Here is a 14,609-nt window from a genome sequence, read left to right as displayed (position 1 = left end):
GTCGGGCCATTTATCATGGCGGGATCGCCCCGCCGGCCGGCGGCGAACGCTTCGCGCCCGCCGCCGCTTCGTTACTTCGTCACGTCGCCGACACGCGCCGCCCCGCACTCGCCTGCGCATCGCGGCCGCGCTTGTTCAGCCACGCAGCAAACACCACGATCAACGCCAGCACGGCCGTCGCGCCCACCTCCATCCGGTGCTCCTCGCTGACGAACATCACGGTCAGCGTGCCGCAGATGAACAGGATCACCGCCCACGTGAGCCACGGGAACAGCCACATCCGCAGCGTCAGGTCGGCGCCGGTCGATTCGAGCGTCCGGCGCATCCGCAGCTGCGAGATCGCGATCACCAGATACACGAGCAGCGCGATCGCGCCCGACGTCGCGAGCAGGAAGCCAAACACCTGTTCCGGCATCAGGTAGTTCGCGATCACGGTCACGAAGCCGAACGCGGTCGACGCGAGCACGGCCGCGCGCGGCGTGCCGGTCGAATCGGTGCGATGCAGGAACGCGGGCGCGTCCTTGCGCCTGGACAGCGAGAACAGCATCCGCGAAGCCGTGTAGAGCGCCGAATTCAGGCAGCTCGCGACCGACACGAGCACGATCACGTCGATGATCGCCTTCGCGTTCGGGATGCCGATCAGCTCCATCGCACGTTGATACGAACCGTGCTTCGGCAGCAGCGGGTCGTTCCACGGCACGATGGCCGCGACGATCAGGATCGAGCCGAGATAGAACAGCGTGATACGCCAGATCACCGAGTTGGTCGCACGCACGATCTGGCGTTGCGGGTTGTCCGATTCGGCGGCCGCGATCGTCACGATCTCGGTGCCGAGGAACGAGAACATCGTCGTCAGCATCGCCGCGAGCACCGCGCCGGCGCCGTTCGGCATGAAGCCTTGATGCGCAAACAGGTTCGACACGCCCGATACGGCCGGCGCGGGGATGATCCCGACGATCGCCGCGCCGCCGATGCACAGGAACACGACGATCGCGACGACCTTGATCAGCGCGAACCAGAATTCGAATTCGCCGTAGTTCTTGACGGAAAAGAGGTTGGTGATGGTCAGCAGCAGCGTGATGCCGAGCGCGAAGATCCAGGTCGCGACGCCGGGGAACCATGCATTGAGGATGGTCGCGGCGGCCGTCGCCTCGATCGGGATCACGAGCACCCAGAACCACCAGTACAGCCAGCCGATCGTGAAGCCGGCCCAGTGGCCGATCGCGCGATCGGCATAGGTCGAGAACGATCCGCTGTCCGGATGCGCGACGGCCATCTCGCCGAGCATGCGCATCACCAGTACGACCAGCACGCCCGCGATCGCATACGCGAGTATCGATGCCGGGCCGGCTTCCGCGATCGCGTGACCGGACCCGACGAACAAGCCTGCGCCGATGACGCCGGCAATCGACATCATCGTCACGTGACGCTGCTTCAGGCCGGTGCCGAGGCCTGTGTTGCTTCCACTCATCTGTCTCTCTCCAAAAAACGGTTCCGGCATGACCGGGTGTCGCGTGAAGGCGGCGCGGGGAGTTGTCGTTCTTGAACCGGGCCGGGCGCGGCGCCTGCATCGCATGCAGGCCCGAGGCCGGACCGGGGGCCGTTCCGGGGTGGCGCGCCGCGCAGTCTGCGAAGCTGCGGGAGCGATGCGGCGCACGAGGCGCCGGCGCATCGCGTGCGCTCTTTCCGTCGGCTTTCGTCAGCCGCCTTCGAAGCGGAGGAGTGTAAGCATCAAACGGTTCGTCACTAAGAACCAATTGAAGAATTTCGATGGAACCACTTGTTGCATCGATGCAAATCGATGCAACGCTTGATCCGGTTCGACACCTGCCCGCGAGCCGTTACGGGCCACCCGGCATCGCGCCGGATGCCGGATCGCTACTTCACGTCACCCGCCGCTTCGTCCCGCCATTTGGCCGGCACGATGGCGCGCCATTCTCGCAGAAGCAGGTTTTTCACGGCGTCGGGATGCGCGGCCGACAGGCGCACCAGCACGATCGGCCAGCCCACGTAGTGATCGGTCACGTAATACACGTCGGGTTCCGATTCGATCAGCCACGCACGCTCGTCGGAGCCGACGCCCTTCACGACCAGCGTGTCGCCGTCCTCGCGCAGCCGCGCGAGCATCTTGCCTTTCACCTTGAGCGCGGGCGTGCCGTACGACGTGCCCTCCTCCACGCCGCGCCACGCCAGTGCGATCTCCCGGACTTCGTCGAATGTCACGATGCCTCCCCGACCGTTCGTCGATGGTTGACGGTCCGGCTACCGTAACCGAAATCGCTCGGCGCACCCAGCCGGGTGCGCCTATCCGCCGGACGCGCTGAACGTATATGCGCTGCCGAACCCGACGAACGTGACGGCGAACGCGGCCGCAACCACGTACCAGCCATAGAAGAGGCGCGATGCGCCCGGGCGGTTCATGACGGTGCTCCTCTCAGATCGCACCGGCCGCCGGGCGGCGTCCGGATTGCCTCGTGGATATAGTTGAACTATGTTGATCGCATCGGCCGCCGAAACGCAGCCACGCAGAATACGATCCGATGCGAGAACGGTACTCGCGCGTACACGTCGCCTCAAACGATATTTCGTCGGCCTTTCGCTTTAGAAAAACTCAATGAATCGTTCCCGCCTGCCGCCGCTGAACGCGCTGCGTGCATTCGAAGCAGCCGCTCGACACCTGTCGGTGAAATCGGCGGCCGAGGAGTTGTCGGTCACGCCCGGCGCGGTGAGCCAGATGATCCGCACGCTCGAGACGCATCTCGGCGTGCAGCTGTTCGAGCGCGTCAACCGCGGCATCCTGCTCACGGCCGCCGGCCGCGACTACCTGCCGCCCGTGCGCAACGCGTTCCGGCAGATCGCCGATGCGTCGCAGCGCGTGTCGGGCGCCGCCGACAGCGGCGTGCTGACGGTGAGCGTCACGCCGTTCTTCGCGTCCGCATGGCTCGTCCCGCGCCTCGCGCAGTTCCGGCACGCGTGCCCGGACGTCGACCTGCAGGTCGTCACGAGCCACGCGCTCGCGGATTTCTCGCGCGACGGCGTCGACGTCGCGATCCGCCACGGCCTCGGGCGCTACATCGGGCTGTGCAGCGAGCGCCTGCTGACGGTGGAAATCGTCGCGCTCGCGTCGCCCGAGCTCGTCGCGCGGCTCGGCATGCCGGCGACGCCCGCCGATCTCGTCGGCTGGCCGCACCTGCACGACGCCGAGCGCAAGGGCTGGCACATCTGGTTCGGCGCGCAGCGGATCGACGATTTCGGGCCGCCGCGCGGCCCCGCGTTCGATGATTCGGGCCTGCTGCTGCAGGCGATCGTCGCCGGCCAGGGCGCCGGGCTGCTGCCGGCCGCGATGGTGCGCGGCGAGCTGGCCAGCGGCCGGCTCGTGCAGCTCGCCGACGTCGCGTGGCTCGACGATTTCGCGTACTACCTCGTCTATCCGCCGCACCACGCCGAACGGCCGAAGGTCGCCGCATTCCGCCGCTGGATTCTCGACGCCGCGCAGGCCGACGGCGCGGCGTCGATGTCGGGCGCGGCGTAACGCCGCTTCGCTGCGCCAGCGACGATCCAGAACCGATCGGCTAACATGCGGCGCGGGCGAGCGGCCCGCCATCGACAACAACATACCGAACGAGAGAGACCATGCCTGCCCTGCTGCGCCGCGCGACGCGCATCGCAACCCTGTCGGCCGCGCTCTTCGCCGCGTGCGCCACCCTGCCCCATCCGGCGTACGCCTACCGCGCGCCGCCCGGCTACGGCAACGAAGCCGATCTCGACCGCCACGACACGTATCGCAACCGCGACGGCGAATCCGTGCACGCACCCGCGCATTCGAAATCGGGCCGCGTGCCCGAAGGCGCGAGCGCGCGCTGCCGCGACGGCGCGTACAGCTTCAGCCGCCACCGCCGCGGCACGTGCTCGGGACACGGCGGCGTCGCCGCGTGGCTGTGAGCGCGGCGTGCCCGAATGCCGATGCGCCGCGCCAGCGGCACGCGGCGGCGAAGTACAATACGCGCTCGCGCCGCCGACACGCGGCGACAGCCGCCGCGCCCCGCGCGGCACGCTCCGTACCGAATCACCCGACGCCGCCCCGCCAGCGCGCTGCGCGGCAGTCTCAACCACTTCTGACTTTCACACCGAAATGGCCCAATACGTTTTCACGATGAACCGGGTCGGCAAGATCGTGCCGCCCAAGCGCCAGATCCTGAAGGACATCTCGCTGTCGTTCTTTCCCGGCGCGAAGATCGGCGTGCTCGGCCTGAACGGCTCGGGCAAGTCGACGCTGATCCGCATCATGGCGGGCGTCGACAAGGACATCGAAGGCGAAGCGACGCCGATGCCGAACCTGAACATCGGCTACCTGCCGCAGGAACCGCAGCTCGACCCGACGAAGACCGTGCGCGAAGCCGTCGAGGACGGTCTCGGCGACCTGTTCCAGGCCAACAAGAAGCTCGAGGAAATCTACGCGGCGTACGCCGAGCCGGACGCCGATTTCGACGCGCTCGCGGCCGAACAGGCGAAGTACGAAGCGATCCTCGCATCGAGCGACGGCGGCAGCCCCGAGCAGCAGCTCGAAGTGGCCGCCGACGCGCTGCGCCTGCCGGCGTGGGACGCGAAGATCGAGCACCTGTCGGGCGGCGAAAAGCGCCGCGTCGCGCTGTGCAAGCTGCTGCTCGAAAAGCCGGACATGCTGCTGCTCGACGAACCGACCAACCACCTCGACGCCGAATCGGTCGACTGGCTCGAACAGTTCCTCGTGCGCTTCCCGGGCACCGTCGTCGCCGTCACGCACGATCGCTACTTCCTCGACAACGCAGCCGAGTGGATTCTCGAACTCGACCGCGGCCACGGCATTCCGTGGAAGGGCAACTACAGCAGCTGGCTCGACCAGAAGGAAGAGCGCCTGAAGCAGGAAGAAGCGTCGGAATCGGCGCGCCAGAAGGCGATCAAGAAGGAACTGGAGTGGGTGCGCCAGAACCCGAAGGGCCGCCAGGCGAAGTCGAAGGCGCGTATCGCACGCTTCGAGGAGCTGAACAGCCAGGAATACCAGAAGCGCAACGAAACGCAGGAAATCTTCATTCCGGTGGGCGACCGCCTCGGCAATGAAGTGATCGAGTTCAAGAACGTCAGCAAGGCGTTCGGCGACCGCCTGCTGATCGACAACCTGAATCTGAAGATCCCGGCCGGCGCGATCGTCGGCATCATCGGCCCGAACGGCGCCGGCAAGTCGACGCTGTTCCGGATGCTGACGGGCAAGGAGCAACCGGATTCGGGCGAAGTCGTGATGGGCCCGACGGTGAAGCTCGCGTACGTCGACCAGAGCCGCGATGCGCTCGACGGCACGAAGACGGTGTTCGAGGAAATCTCGGGCGGCGCCGACGTGCTGACGGTCGGCAAGTACGAGACGCCGTCGCGCGCGTACATCGGCCGCTTCAACTTCAAGGGCGGCGACCAGCAGAAGATCGTCGGCAACCTGTCCGGCGGCGAACGCGGCCGCCTGCACCTCGCGAAGACGCTGATCTCCGGCGGCAACGTGCTGCTGCTCGACGAACCGTCGAACGACCTCGACGTCGAAACGCTGCGCGCGCTGGAAGACGCGCTGCTCGAATTCGCCGGCTCGGTGATGGTGATCTCGCACGATCGCTGGTTCCTCGACCGGATCGCGACGCACATCCTCGCGTTCGAAGGCGATTCGCAGGTCACGTTCTTCGACGGCAACTACCAGGAGTACGAAGCCGACAAGCGCGCGCGCCTCGGCGAAGAAGCCGCGAAGCCGAAGCGGCTGCGCTACAAGCCGATCAGCCGCTGAAGCGGCGCGGCCCGGGCGCCCGGCACTTGCGGCAACGCGGGGCCGGCGCCGAAGGTGGCCGCCGCCCTTTCGGACCGGCAAAACGAAAAAGCGGGCCTTTTTGGCCCGCTTTTTTTATCTGCCGGCGATTCGCGCGCTGCCTACGCGAGCGCGCCCAGCTCGCGCAGCCGCGCCTCGGTCGCCGCCGCACTCGTGTGATGAATGCCGTGCCAGCCGAGCGCCGTCGCGGCCGCGGCGTTCTTCGCGTTGTCGTCGATGAACACCAGCTCGTGCGGCGCGATGCCCGGCAGGTGCGGATCGATCCGCGCGTGCATCTCGTGGTAGATCGCCGGATCGGGCTTGATGAGCTTCACGCGGCCCGACACGACGATGTCCTTGAAGCGCCGCAGGACCGGGAAGTTGTCCCACGCATACGGAAACGTCTGCGCAGACCAGTTCGTCAGCCCGAACAGCGGCATCCCCTGCGCGTCCAGCCGGTCGACGAGCGCGGCACCCTCGTCGATCACGCCGCCGATCATCTCGTGCCAGCGCGCATAGAACGCGCGGATCAGCGGCTCGTGCTCCGGAAACTTCGCGACGAGCTCGGCCGTGCCCTCTTCGATCGTCTGCCCGCCGTCCTGGCGGACCACCCAGTCCATCGCGCAGACGTTCGTGAGGAACCAGCGACGCTCGGCGTCGTCGGGAATCAGTTGCCGGTAAAGGTAATCGGGGCTCCAGTCGATCAGCACGCCGCCGAAATCGAATACCACTGCCTTGATCGTCATGCGAACTCCGTGGCGAGCACGTCGGCGAGCGGACGCGGTGTCACCGCGTTGCCCGACAGCGAATTGTTTTTCCACACGAAGTGGTGATGCGCGACGATCTGCTCGGCCGACAGGTGCGCGCGCTCGTTCGTCGTGTGCAGGTCGGACACGACGGTCGTCCGGTAGCCGAGCAGCGCCGCACGGCGCGCGGCCGAATCGACGCAGAATTCGGTCGCATAACCGCAGATCAGCACCGAACGGACGCCCTCGCGATCGAGCAGCGCCGCGAGCGGCGTATCGTGGAACGAATCGCTCACCTGCTTGCGCACGCGCCAGTCGTCGCTTCCGACGACCAGCCCCGCATGCAGCGCCCAGCCCGGCGTACCGGGCACGATGTCGTCGTCCGCGTCGCCGTCGTGCTGCACGAAGCACACGGGCGCGTTCGCCGCGCGCGCCGCCGCCGTCAGCCGGTTGATGCCCGACACGACATCGTCGAGCCGGTAGGCGGGCTGCGCCCGCTCCACCAGCCCGCGCTGCATGTCGACCACGATCACTGCTGTGTCCGCCATCGGTTGCCCTCTCCGTTGTTGTCCGGCCGTCGTCCGGCCGTTGCCGCGCGTTGCGTCAGATCGGTTGCGTGCGCATATCGAGCCACGCCTTCGCGTCACCGCTCAGGTGCCGGCCGACGCGCTCGCGCACCGTCGCGTGATACGTGTTCAGCCACGCGCGCTCTTCGTCATGCAGCATTTCGATCAGCACGCAGCGCGTGTCGATCGGGCACAGCGTCAGCGTCTCGAACGCGAGGAAATCGCCGAACTCGGTCTGCCCGGCCGCGCGGTTCACGACCAGGTTCTCGATCCGGATGCCCCACTGGCCGGGGCGGTACACGCCCGGCTCGATCGACGTGATCATGCCCTCTTCCATCGCCGTGTACGGCTCGGCCGGCGCGTAGTGCGAGATGACCTGCGGGCCTTCGTGCACGTTCAGGAAATAGCCGACGCCATGCCCCGTGCCGTGGCCGTAGTCGAGCCCGGCCGCCCACATCGGCGCACGCGCGATCGCATCGAGCATCGGCGAGCGGATGCCGCGCGGGAAACGGGCACGCGACAGCGCCATCATCGATTTCAGCACGATCGTGAAATCGCGGCGCTGCAGGTCGCTGACGGTGCCGACCGGCACGACGCGCGTGATGTCGGTCGTGCCCGTCATGTACTGGCCGCCCGAATCGATCAGCAGCAGGCCGTCGCCGGCGATCGTCGCGTGCGACTCGGGCGTCGCGTGATAGTGCGGCATCGCGCCGTTCGCGTTGAAGCCGGCGATCGTCGCGAAGCTCGGCGACACGTAACCGGGGCGCCGTGCGCGCGCGGCCGTGAGCTTCTCCTCGATCGTCAGTTCGGTGATCGTCTCGCGGTTCACGGCCTTTTCGAACCAGGCGAAGAATTCGGCGAGCGCAGCGCCGTCGTGCTCCATCGTCACGCGCACGTGCTCGATCTCGGTGGACGTCTTGCGCGACTTCGCGAACGTCGACGGATTCACGGCCTCGACGAGTTTCACGCCGGCCGGCACGGCCTCGAGCGTGCCGAACGTCACGCGGCGCGGGTCGACCAGCAGCGTCGCGCCATCGGGCAGCGCGGCAAGCGATGCGCGCGCGGCGTCGTAGGCGCGGACGTCGACGCCGTCCTTCGCGAGCGACGCGGCCAGCGCCGGCGACACCTTGCCGTCGGCGACGAACAAGGTCGCGCGATCGGCGCCGATCATTGCGTGCGCAACGAATACCGGATTGAAGTTGACGTCGGCGCCGCGCAGGTTGAAGAGCCACGCGAGATCGTCGAGCGTCGACACGAAATGCCACTGCGCGCCCTGCGCGTGCATCGCGCGGCGCACTTCGGCCAGCTTGCTCGCGCGCGTCGTGTCGGCCTGCGGCGCCGCATGTTCGAACACCGCGTCGCCGGGCAACCCCGGCCGCTCGGGCCAGATCGCGTCGAGCAGGTCGAGATCCGTGCGCAGCGCGATGCCGCGCGCGCTCAGCGCGGCCGTCAGCCCGCGTGCGGCCGCAACGCCGAGCACGGCGCCGTCGACGCCGACCGTCGCGCCCGCCGCCACGTTCTGCGCGAGCCAGTCGACGTGCGGCGCGCTCTGCTGCCCGCCCGTCATCTTCATCAGCTGCACGCCCGTGCCGGCCAGCTCGGCGTCGGCCTGCACCCAGTAGCGGCTATCGACCCACAACCCCGCGAAATCCGCGGTCACGACCAGCGTGCCGACCGAGCCCGTGAAACCGGACAGCCAGCGGCGGGCCTGCCAGCGTTCGGGCAGGTACTCGGACAGATGGGGATCGGCGGACGGCACGAGATAGGCGGCCAGGTCCTCGCGGGCCATGGCACCGCGCAGCAGCGCAAGGCGGGCCGGCACCGGCGAGACTTCGGGAAGACGGGCATTCATGATTTCACCTGAGAGCATTCAGCGACGGGCCGACCACGCGACCGTCACGGCTACGGCGAGGAACGCGACGCCGGTGCAGACCGGCCATTCGAGCGTCTCGCCATCGTAAAACAGTCCCGAGAGATTGCCGGCCATTCGGGCGGCGGCCGCGCCCGCGATGCCGACGAGCACCGCGATCCACCACGCCGGCCGGCCCGTGCGCCGCATCGGATGCAGCCATCGGCCGAACAGCCCGACGGCCGCTCCCAGGACAAGGATTCCAAACCAGTTCATTCGACGCCTTCTACAAATTCAGATTCGTCCCATAGGCGTGAACGTTGCCAGCGGCTAGCATCGATTCATCCATCGAACCCGAGACCAGCCGGGCGCCGCGAACATTCGAGTGTAGGGGCCGACTCGACGTTATGGCAAGCGGGCACCGGCTGCTGTTTTGAAGAAACTCTCATGCGAATCGCTCTGATCGATCCGGAGGCGCGTCATGCCGCACTCCTGAACCGCCTGCTCTTCGCAGGCGGTCATGTGTGCCACGCGTTTCCGTCCAGCGCGGCATTCTTCGAATGGCTCGCCACCGACACCTGCGACATGCTGATCACCGGCAACTGGGCCGGCGACCAGCCGGCCGAAGAGGTCATTCCGCGTGCGCAGACGATCCTGCCCGGGCTGCCGGCCATCGCCGTGATGCAATTGCCGCGCGAAAGCGAAATCGTATCGTGCCTGCACGCAGGCGCCGACGATTGCCTCGTGCGCCCCGTGAGCGGGCCCGAACTGCTCGCGCGCGTCAACGCGCTGAGCCGGCGCGCCGGCGTGCGCCGGCCGCCCACCCGCTCGCGCGAAATGTATGGCGAATACGCATTCGACGCCACGCACTGCCTCGTGCGCTTCGGCGAAGCGACCGTTTCGCTCACGCCCAAGGAGTTCCGCTTCGCGCAATTGCTGTTCGCGAACCTGTCGCGGCCCGTGTCGCGCGCCCATATCCTCGAAACGGTATGGGCCCGCCGCCGCGACATGAAGTCGCGCACGCTCGACACGCACGCGTCACGGCTGCGCAGCAAGTTACAGCTGCTTCCGGAGCGCGGCTACCGGCTGTTGCCGCTCTACGGCTACGGCTATCAGCTCGATCGCGTGCCGGTCGAGCCCCCAAATTCCCGGCCCCGCCACGCTGATGCCCGGTATGCGGCGAGTGAGGAAATCGCTGAAACGCTATAATATGGGGCTAAACGATAGCCCTCGATATGCAACTCCTCACGATCGGAATCAATCATCACACTGCGCCTGTCGCCTTGCGCGAACGCGTGGCGTTTCCGCTCGAGCAGATCAAGCCGGCTCTCGTCACGTTCAAGAACGTGTTTCTCGGGCCCCAGGCGCCCAATACGCCCGAAGCGGCGATCCTCTCCACCTGCAACCGCACCGAACTGTATTGCGCGACCGATGATCGCGCGGCGCGCGAAGGCGCGGTCCGCTGGCTGTCGGAGTATCACCGGATTCCGGTCGACGAGCTCGCACCTCACGTGTATGCGCTGCCGCAGTCGGAAGCGGTCCGGCATGCATTCCGCGTGGCATCCGGCCTCGATTCGATGGTGCTCGGCGAAACCCAGATTCTGGGCCAGATGAAGGACGCCGTTCGTACCGCGACGGAAGCCGGCGCGCTCGGCACCTATCTGAACCAGTTGTTCCAGCGCACGTTCGCGGTGGCGAAGGAAGTGCGCGGCACGACCGAGATCGGCACGCAGTCGGTGTCGATGGCTGCCGCCGCGGTGCGCCTCGCGCAGCGCATCTTCGAAAAGGTGTCAGATCAGCGCGTGCTGTTCATCGGCGCCGGCGAGATGATCGAGCTGTGTGCGACGCACTTCGCCGCGCAAGGCCCGCGCGAACTCGTCGTTGCGAACCGCACGGCCGAACGCGGCCAGCGGCTCGCCGAACGCTTCAACGGCCGTGCAATGCCGCTCGCGGATCTGCCGACCCGCATGCAGGAATTCGACATCATCGTGTCCTGCACGGCGTCGACGCTGCCGATCATCGGCCTCGGCGCGGTCGAGCGCGCGGTGAAGGCGCGCCGCCACCGGCCGATCTTCATGGTCGACCTCGCGGTGCCGCGTGACATCGAGCCCGAAGTCGGCAAGCTGAAGGACGTGTTCCTGTACACCGTCGACGATCTCGGCGCGATCGTGCGCGAAGGCAACGCATCGCGCCAGGCGGCGGTTGCGCAAGCCGAAGCGATCATCGAGACGCGCGTGCAGAATTTCATGCAATGGCTCGACACTCGCAGCGTCGTGCCCGTGATCCGTCACATGCATACGCAGGCCGACGCGCTGCGCCGCGCCGAAGTCGACAAGGCGCAGAAGCTGCTCGCGCGCGGCGACGATCCGGCCGCCGTGCTCGAAGCGCTGTCGCAGGCGCTGACCAACAAGCTGATCCACGGCCCGACGAGCGCGCTCAACCGCGTGAACGGCGCCGATCGCGATTCGCTGATCGACCTGATGCGCGGCTTCTACCAGCACGCACCGCGCTCGAACGACCAATCCGGCCACTAGCGCCGGCCGGTCGCCCCTGCCGCCGGCCGCGCGCCGGCCTATCCTTTCCGAATACCCTTGCCCGGGAGCGCCGCTCCACACCATGAAGACGAGCATGCAACGCAAGCTCGACCAGCTGTCCACACGGCTGGCCGAACTGAACGACCTGCTGAGCCGCGAAAACGTCACGGCCGATCTCGACCAGTACCGCAAGCTGACGCGCGAACACGCGGAACTCGGCCCGGTGGTCGAGCAATACGCGCTGTGGCGCCAGTCGCGCAACGACGAAACCGCCGCGCAGGAGCTGCTCGCCGATCTGTCGATGCGCGACTTCGCGGAAGACGAGATCCGCAGCGCGCGCGAGAGCATGGCCCGTCTCGAGGTCGAGCTGCAGAAGATGCTGCTGCCGAAGGATCCGAACGACGACCGCAACATCTTCCTCGAAATCCGCGCGGGCACGGGCGGTGACGAATCGGCGCTGTTCGCGGGCGACCTGCTGCGCATGTACCTGCGCTTCGCGGAACGCCAGCGCTGGCAGGTCGAGATGATGTCGGAGAGCGCGTCGGACCTCGGCGGCTACAAGGAAGTGATCGTGCGGATCGCGGGCCAGGGCGCGTACTCGCGCCTGAAGTTCGAATCGGGCGGCCATCGCGTGCAGCGCGTGCCCGCGACCGAGACGCAGGGGCGCATCCATACGTCCGCGTGCACGGTCGCGGTGATGCCGGAAGCCGACGAGATCGGCGAAATCGAGATCAATCCGGCCGACTTGCGGATCGACACGTTCCGCGCGTCCGGCGCCGGCGGCCAGCACATCAACAAGACGGATTCGGCGGTGCGCGTCACGCACATCCCGACCGGAATCGTCGTCGAATGCCAGGACGACCGTTCGCAGCACAAGAACAAGGATCGCGCGCTGAAGGTGCTCGCCGCGCGCATCAAGGACAAGCAGTATCACGAGCAGCACGCGAAGGAAGCCGCGACGCGCAAGAGCCTGATCGGCTCCGGCGACCGCTCGGAGCGGATCCGCACGTACAACTTCCCGCAGGGCCGGATGACCGACCACCGGATCAACCTGACGCTGTACCGGCTCGAGGCGATCATGGACGGCGATCTCGACGAACTGATCGGCGTGCTCGTCACTGAACACCAGGCCGAACTGCTCGCGTCGCTCGGCGAAACCGACTGAGGTCGCGATGCCCGACATCACCGCCGACGAACTGCTGCGTGCGTCGCCGCTCGACGCGGTCGATGCGCGCATCCTGCTCGCGCATGTGCTCGGCTGGACCCGCACGCAACTGATCACGCGCGGCGACGCACCGCTCGACGCCGCCGCGGTCGAACGCTACCGCGCGCTCGAAGCGCGCCGCGTGGCCGGCGAACCGGTCGCGCAGCTCGTCGGGATGCGCGAATTCTTCGGCCGGCCGTTCGACGTGACGCCCGACGTGCTGATCCCGCGCCCCGAAACCGAACTGCTCGTCGAAGCCGCGCTCGATGCGATCGACGGGCTGCCGCAGCCGGCCGTGCTCGATCTCGGCACCGGCAGCGGCGCGATCGCCGTGTCGATCGCCGCCGAGCGTCCCGATGCGCGCGTGTGGGCGCTCGACCGTTCGCCGGCCGCACTCGCGGTCGCGCAGCGCAATGCCGACAAGCTGCTCGACGCGCACCGCCCCGGCGGCCCGCTGCACTGGCTGCAAAGCGACTGGTACGCGGCACTCGATCCGGCACTCGCGTTCGACACGATCGTCAGCAACCCGCCGTACATCGCGCAGCACGATCCGCACCTCGCGCAGGGCGACCTGCGTTTCGAGCCGCGCGGCGCGCTCACCGACGATGCCGACGGCCTCAGCGCGATCCGCACGATCGTCGCGGGCGCCGGCACGTATCTGAAACCGGGCGGCACGCTCTGGATCGAGCACGGCTACGACCAGGCCGAAGCCGTGCGCGCCTTGCTCCTGTCGCACGGCTTCGTCGCGGTCGAATCGCTCGCCGATCTGGCCGCGATCGAACGCACGACCGGCGGCCGCCTGCCGGGCTGATGCCCGGCCCGCCCGGTTGAAATCCGCTATCATTTCGATCTAACGCCCCGCAAACACGCAAGGTCAGTCATGGACACCCAACAACGTATCAAGCAAATCGTCGACGAAAACCAGGTCGTGCTCTTCATGAAGGGTAACGCGCAATTCCCGATGTGCGGCTTCTCGGGCCGCGCCGTGCAGGTGCTGAAGGCCTGCGGCGTCGACCAGTTCAAGACGGTCAACGTGCTCGAGGACGACGAAATCCGCCAGGGCATCAAGGCATTCTCGAACTGGCCGACCATCCCGCAGCTCTACTTCAAGGGCGAATTCATCGGCGGCTCGGACATCATGATGGAGATGTACCAGTCGGGCGAACTGCAACAACTGTTCGCCGCCGCGTAACCGCCCCTTCCGATGGCATCTCCCAGCGCGCCGCCACGCCGGCTGATCGTCGCGATCACCGGCGCCACCGGCGCGATCTACGGTGTGCGGCTGCTCGACCTGCTGCGCGCCGCCGGCGGCGTCGAAACGCATCTGCTGATTTCGAACGCCGGCTGGCTCAACATCCAGCATGAACTGAAGCTGCCGAAAGCCGACGTCGAAAGCCGTGCGGACGTCGTGCATTCGGTGCGCGACGTCGGCGCGACGATCGCGTCCGGCTCGTTCGCGACCGACGGCATGGTGATCGCACCATGCTCGATGAAGACGCTTGCGAGCGTCGCTCACGGGCTGTCCGACAACCTGATCACGCGCGCAGCCGACGTCACGCTGAAGGAACGCCGCCGCCTCGTGCTGATGGTGCGCGAAACGCCGTTCAACCTCGCGCATTTGCGCAACATGACCGCCGTGACCGAAATGGGCGGCATCGTCTTTCCGCCGCTGCCCGCGTTCTACGCGATGCCCAAGACGATCGAGGAACTGGTCGACCAGACCGTCACGCGCGTACTCGACCTGTTCGCGCTCAGCGCACCGCTGACGACACCGTGGCAAGGCATCCGGCACGCGCAATAGCGCCGCCCGACACAGCGCCGTTCTTCACGCATCTTCGCCGATCAACGCGGCAATTCATTCGATTTCACCCAGACAGGCGGCTTCCCGCTTA

General features: G+C 67.3%; 15 protein-coding genes. 9 read left to right on the top strand and 6 right to left on the bottom strand.

Annotated features, from left to right (window positions below):
* Window positions 1-79 precede the first annotated feature (79 nt).
* Together gabP and BBJ41_RS12370 are read right to left on the bottom strand one after the other, a co-directional pair.
* A complete protein-coding gene (gabP, locus tag BBJ41_RS12375; RefSeq protein ID WP_069746640.1) occupies window positions 80-1,471 on the bottom strand; it encodes a GABA permease in 1,392 nt (463 codons plus the stop codon).
* Window positions 1,472-1,878: 407 nt separating this feature from the next.
* Window positions 1,879-2,223 (bottom strand): MmcQ/YjbR family DNA-binding protein, encoded by a 345-nt coding sequence (locus tag BBJ41_RS12370; protein WP_069746639.1) that lies wholly within the window; start codon window positions 2,221-2,223, stop codon window positions 1,879-1,881.
* 391 nt (window positions 2,224-2,614) lie between these two features.
* Between BBJ41_RS12370 and gcvA the strand changes: the two genes are divergently transcribed.
* The 3 genes from gcvA (at window position 2,615) to ettA (ending at window position 5,800) form a co-directional block, all read left to right on the top strand.
* A complete protein-coding gene (gcvA, locus tag BBJ41_RS12365) occupies window positions 2,615-3,532 on the top strand; it encodes a transcriptional regulator GcvA (protein ID WP_069746638.1) in 918 nt (305 codons plus the stop codon).
* 101 nt (window positions 3,533-3,633) lie between these two features.
* A complete protein-coding gene (locus BBJ41_RS12360; protein ID WP_069746637.1) occupies window positions 3,634-3,942 on the top strand; it encodes a DUF3761 domain-containing protein in 309 nt (102 codons plus the stop codon).
* Window positions 3,943-4,132: 190 nt separating this feature from the next.
* Complete coding sequence (ettA, locus tag BBJ41_RS12355) at window positions 4,133-5,800, top strand: energy-dependent translational throttle protein EttA (protein WP_014898224.1); 1,668 nt, start codon at window positions 4,133-4,135, stop codon at window positions 5,798-5,800.
* 140 nt (window positions 5,801-5,940) lie between these two features.
* Here ettA and BBJ41_RS12350 read toward each other — a convergent pair whose 3' ends face one another.
* Genes BBJ41_RS12350 through BBJ41_RS12335 form a run of 4 tightly spaced genes read right to left on the bottom strand, consistent with a single transcriptional unit; the run spans window position 5,941 to window position 9,255 of the window.
* Window positions 5,941-6,564 (bottom strand): HAD family hydrolase, encoded by a 624-nt coding sequence (locus BBJ41_RS12350; RefSeq protein ID WP_069746636.1) that lies wholly within the window; start codon window positions 6,562-6,564, stop codon window positions 5,941-5,943.
* The gene (locus tag BBJ41_RS12345; protein WP_069746635.1) at window positions 6,561-7,112 is read right to left on the bottom strand and encodes a cysteine hydrolase family protein; all 552 of its coding nucleotides are present in this window, start codon (window positions 7,110-7,112) and stop codon (window positions 6,561-6,563) included. The genes BBJ41_RS12350 and BBJ41_RS12345 overlap by 4 nt, the downstream gene beginning before the upstream one ends.
* 55 nt (window positions 7,113-7,167) lie before the next feature.
* Window positions 7,168-8,982, bottom strand: a complete 1,815-nt coding sequence (locus BBJ41_RS12340) for an aminopeptidase P family protein (protein ID WP_069746634.1) — start codon at window positions 8,980-8,982, stop codon at window positions 7,168-7,170.
* A gap of 18 nt (window positions 8,983-9,000) precedes the next feature.
* Window positions 9,001-9,255: a hypothetical protein gene (locus tag BBJ41_RS12335; RefSeq protein ID WP_069746633.1), complete on the bottom strand. Its 255-nt coding sequence runs from the start codon at window positions 9,253-9,255 to the stop codon at window positions 9,001-9,003.
* Between the two features lie 171 nt (window positions 9,256-9,426).
* On the opposite strand from BBJ41_RS12335, the gene BBJ41_RS12330 reads away from it, so the two are divergent.
* The 6 genes from BBJ41_RS12330 to BBJ41_RS12305 all read left to right on the top strand — a co-directional run bounded on the left by BBJ41_RS12330 (window position 9,427) and on the right by BBJ41_RS12305 (window position 14,518).
* Window positions 9,427-10,188 carry a response regulator transcription factor gene (locus BBJ41_RS12330; RefSeq protein ID WP_069746632.1) on the top strand — a complete coding sequence of 254 codons (762 nt, stop codon included), beginning with the start codon at window positions 9,427-9,429 and terminating at the stop codon, window positions 10,186-10,188.
* A gap of 26 nt (window positions 10,189-10,214) precedes the next feature.
* Window positions 10,215-11,513, top strand: a complete 1,299-nt coding sequence (gene hemA, locus BBJ41_RS12325; protein ID WP_069746631.1) for a glutamyl-tRNA reductase — start codon at window positions 10,215-10,217, stop codon at window positions 11,511-11,513.
* Window positions 11,514-11,595: 82 nt separating this feature from the next.
* Entirely contained in the window at window positions 11,596-12,678 is a 1,083-nt protein-coding gene (prfA, locus tag BBJ41_RS12320; RefSeq protein WP_069746630.1) for a peptide chain release factor 1, read from the top strand.
* Between the two features lie 7 nt (window positions 12,679-12,685).
* Entirely contained in the window at window positions 12,686-13,528 is an 843-nt protein-coding gene (gene prmC, locus BBJ41_RS12315; protein ID WP_069746629.1) for a peptide chain release factor N(5)-glutamine methyltransferase, read from the top strand.
* A gap of 69 nt (window positions 13,529-13,597) precedes the next feature.
* Complete coding sequence (gene grxD / locus BBJ41_RS12310) at window positions 13,598-13,909, top strand: Grx4 family monothiol glutaredoxin (protein WP_069746628.1); 312 nt, start codon at window positions 13,598-13,600, stop codon at window positions 13,907-13,909.
* Between the two features lie 12 nt (window positions 13,910-13,921).
* Window positions 13,922-14,518, top strand: coding sequence for a UbiX family flavin prenyltransferase (locus tag BBJ41_RS12305; RefSeq protein ID WP_069746627.1), 597 nt, complete (start codon window positions 13,922-13,924; stop codon window positions 14,516-14,518).
* Window positions 14,519-14,609: the final 91 nt, after the last annotated feature.

The organism is Burkholderia stabilis (genome assembly GCF_001742165.1).
Classification (GTDB): domain Bacteria; phylum Pseudomonadota; class Gammaproteobacteria; order Burkholderiales; family Burkholderiaceae; genus Burkholderia; species Burkholderia stabilis.
The sequence above is the reverse complement of the archived record's forward strand: the minus strand, read 5'-3'. Positions and strand labels throughout refer to the sequence as shown.

Coding starts and splice junctions, on each gene's coding strand:
- BBJ41_RS12330 (WP_069746632.1), top strand. CDS start 9,427: ATGCGAATCGCTCTGATCGATCCGGAGGCGCGTCATGCCGCACTCCTG.
- BBJ41_RS12350 (WP_069746636.1), bottom strand. CDS start 6,564: ATGACGATCAAGGCAGTGGTATTCGATTTCGGCGGCGTGCTGATCGAC.
- ettA (WP_014898224.1), top strand. CDS start 4,133: ATGGCCCAATACGTTTTCACGATGAACCGGGTCGGCAAGATCGTGCCG.
- gcvA (WP_069746638.1), top strand. CDS start 2,615: ATGAATCGTTCCCGCCTGCCGCCGCTGAACGCGCTGCGTGCATTCGAA.
- prfA (WP_069746630.1), top strand. CDS start 11,596: ATGAAGACGAGCATGCAACGCAAGCTCGACCAGCTGTCCACACGGCTG.
- BBJ41_RS12305 (WP_069746627.1), top strand. CDS start 13,922: ATGGCATCTCCCAGCGCGCCGCCACGCCGGCTGATCGTCGCGATCACC.
- BBJ41_RS12335 (WP_069746633.1), bottom strand. CDS start 9,255: ATGAACTGGTTTGGAATCCTTGTCCTGGGAGCGGCCGTCGGGCTGTTC.
- BBJ41_RS12360 (WP_069746637.1), top strand. CDS start 3,634: ATGCCTGCCCTGCTGCGCCGCGCGACGCGCATCGCAACCCTGTCGGCC.
- BBJ41_RS12345 (WP_069746635.1), bottom strand. CDS start 7,112: ATGGCGGACACAGCAGTGATCGTGGTCGACATGCAGCGCGGGCTGGTG.
- grxD (WP_069746628.1), top strand. CDS start 13,598: ATGGACACCCAACAACGTATCAAGCAAATCGTCGACGAAAACCAGGTC.
- hemA (WP_069746631.1), top strand. CDS start 10,215: ATGCAACTCCTCACGATCGGAATCAATCATCACACTGCGCCTGTCGCC.
- prmC (WP_069746629.1), top strand. CDS start 12,686: ATGCCCGACATCACCGCCGACGAACTGCTGCGTGCGTCGCCGCTCGAC.
- BBJ41_RS12340 (WP_069746634.1), bottom strand. CDS start 8,982: ATGAATGCCCGTCTTCCCGAAGTCTCGCCGGTGCCGGCCCGCCTTGCG.
- gabP (WP_069746640.1), bottom strand. CDS start 1,471: ATGAGTGGAAGCAACACAGGCCTCGGCACCGGCCTGAAGCAGCGTCAC.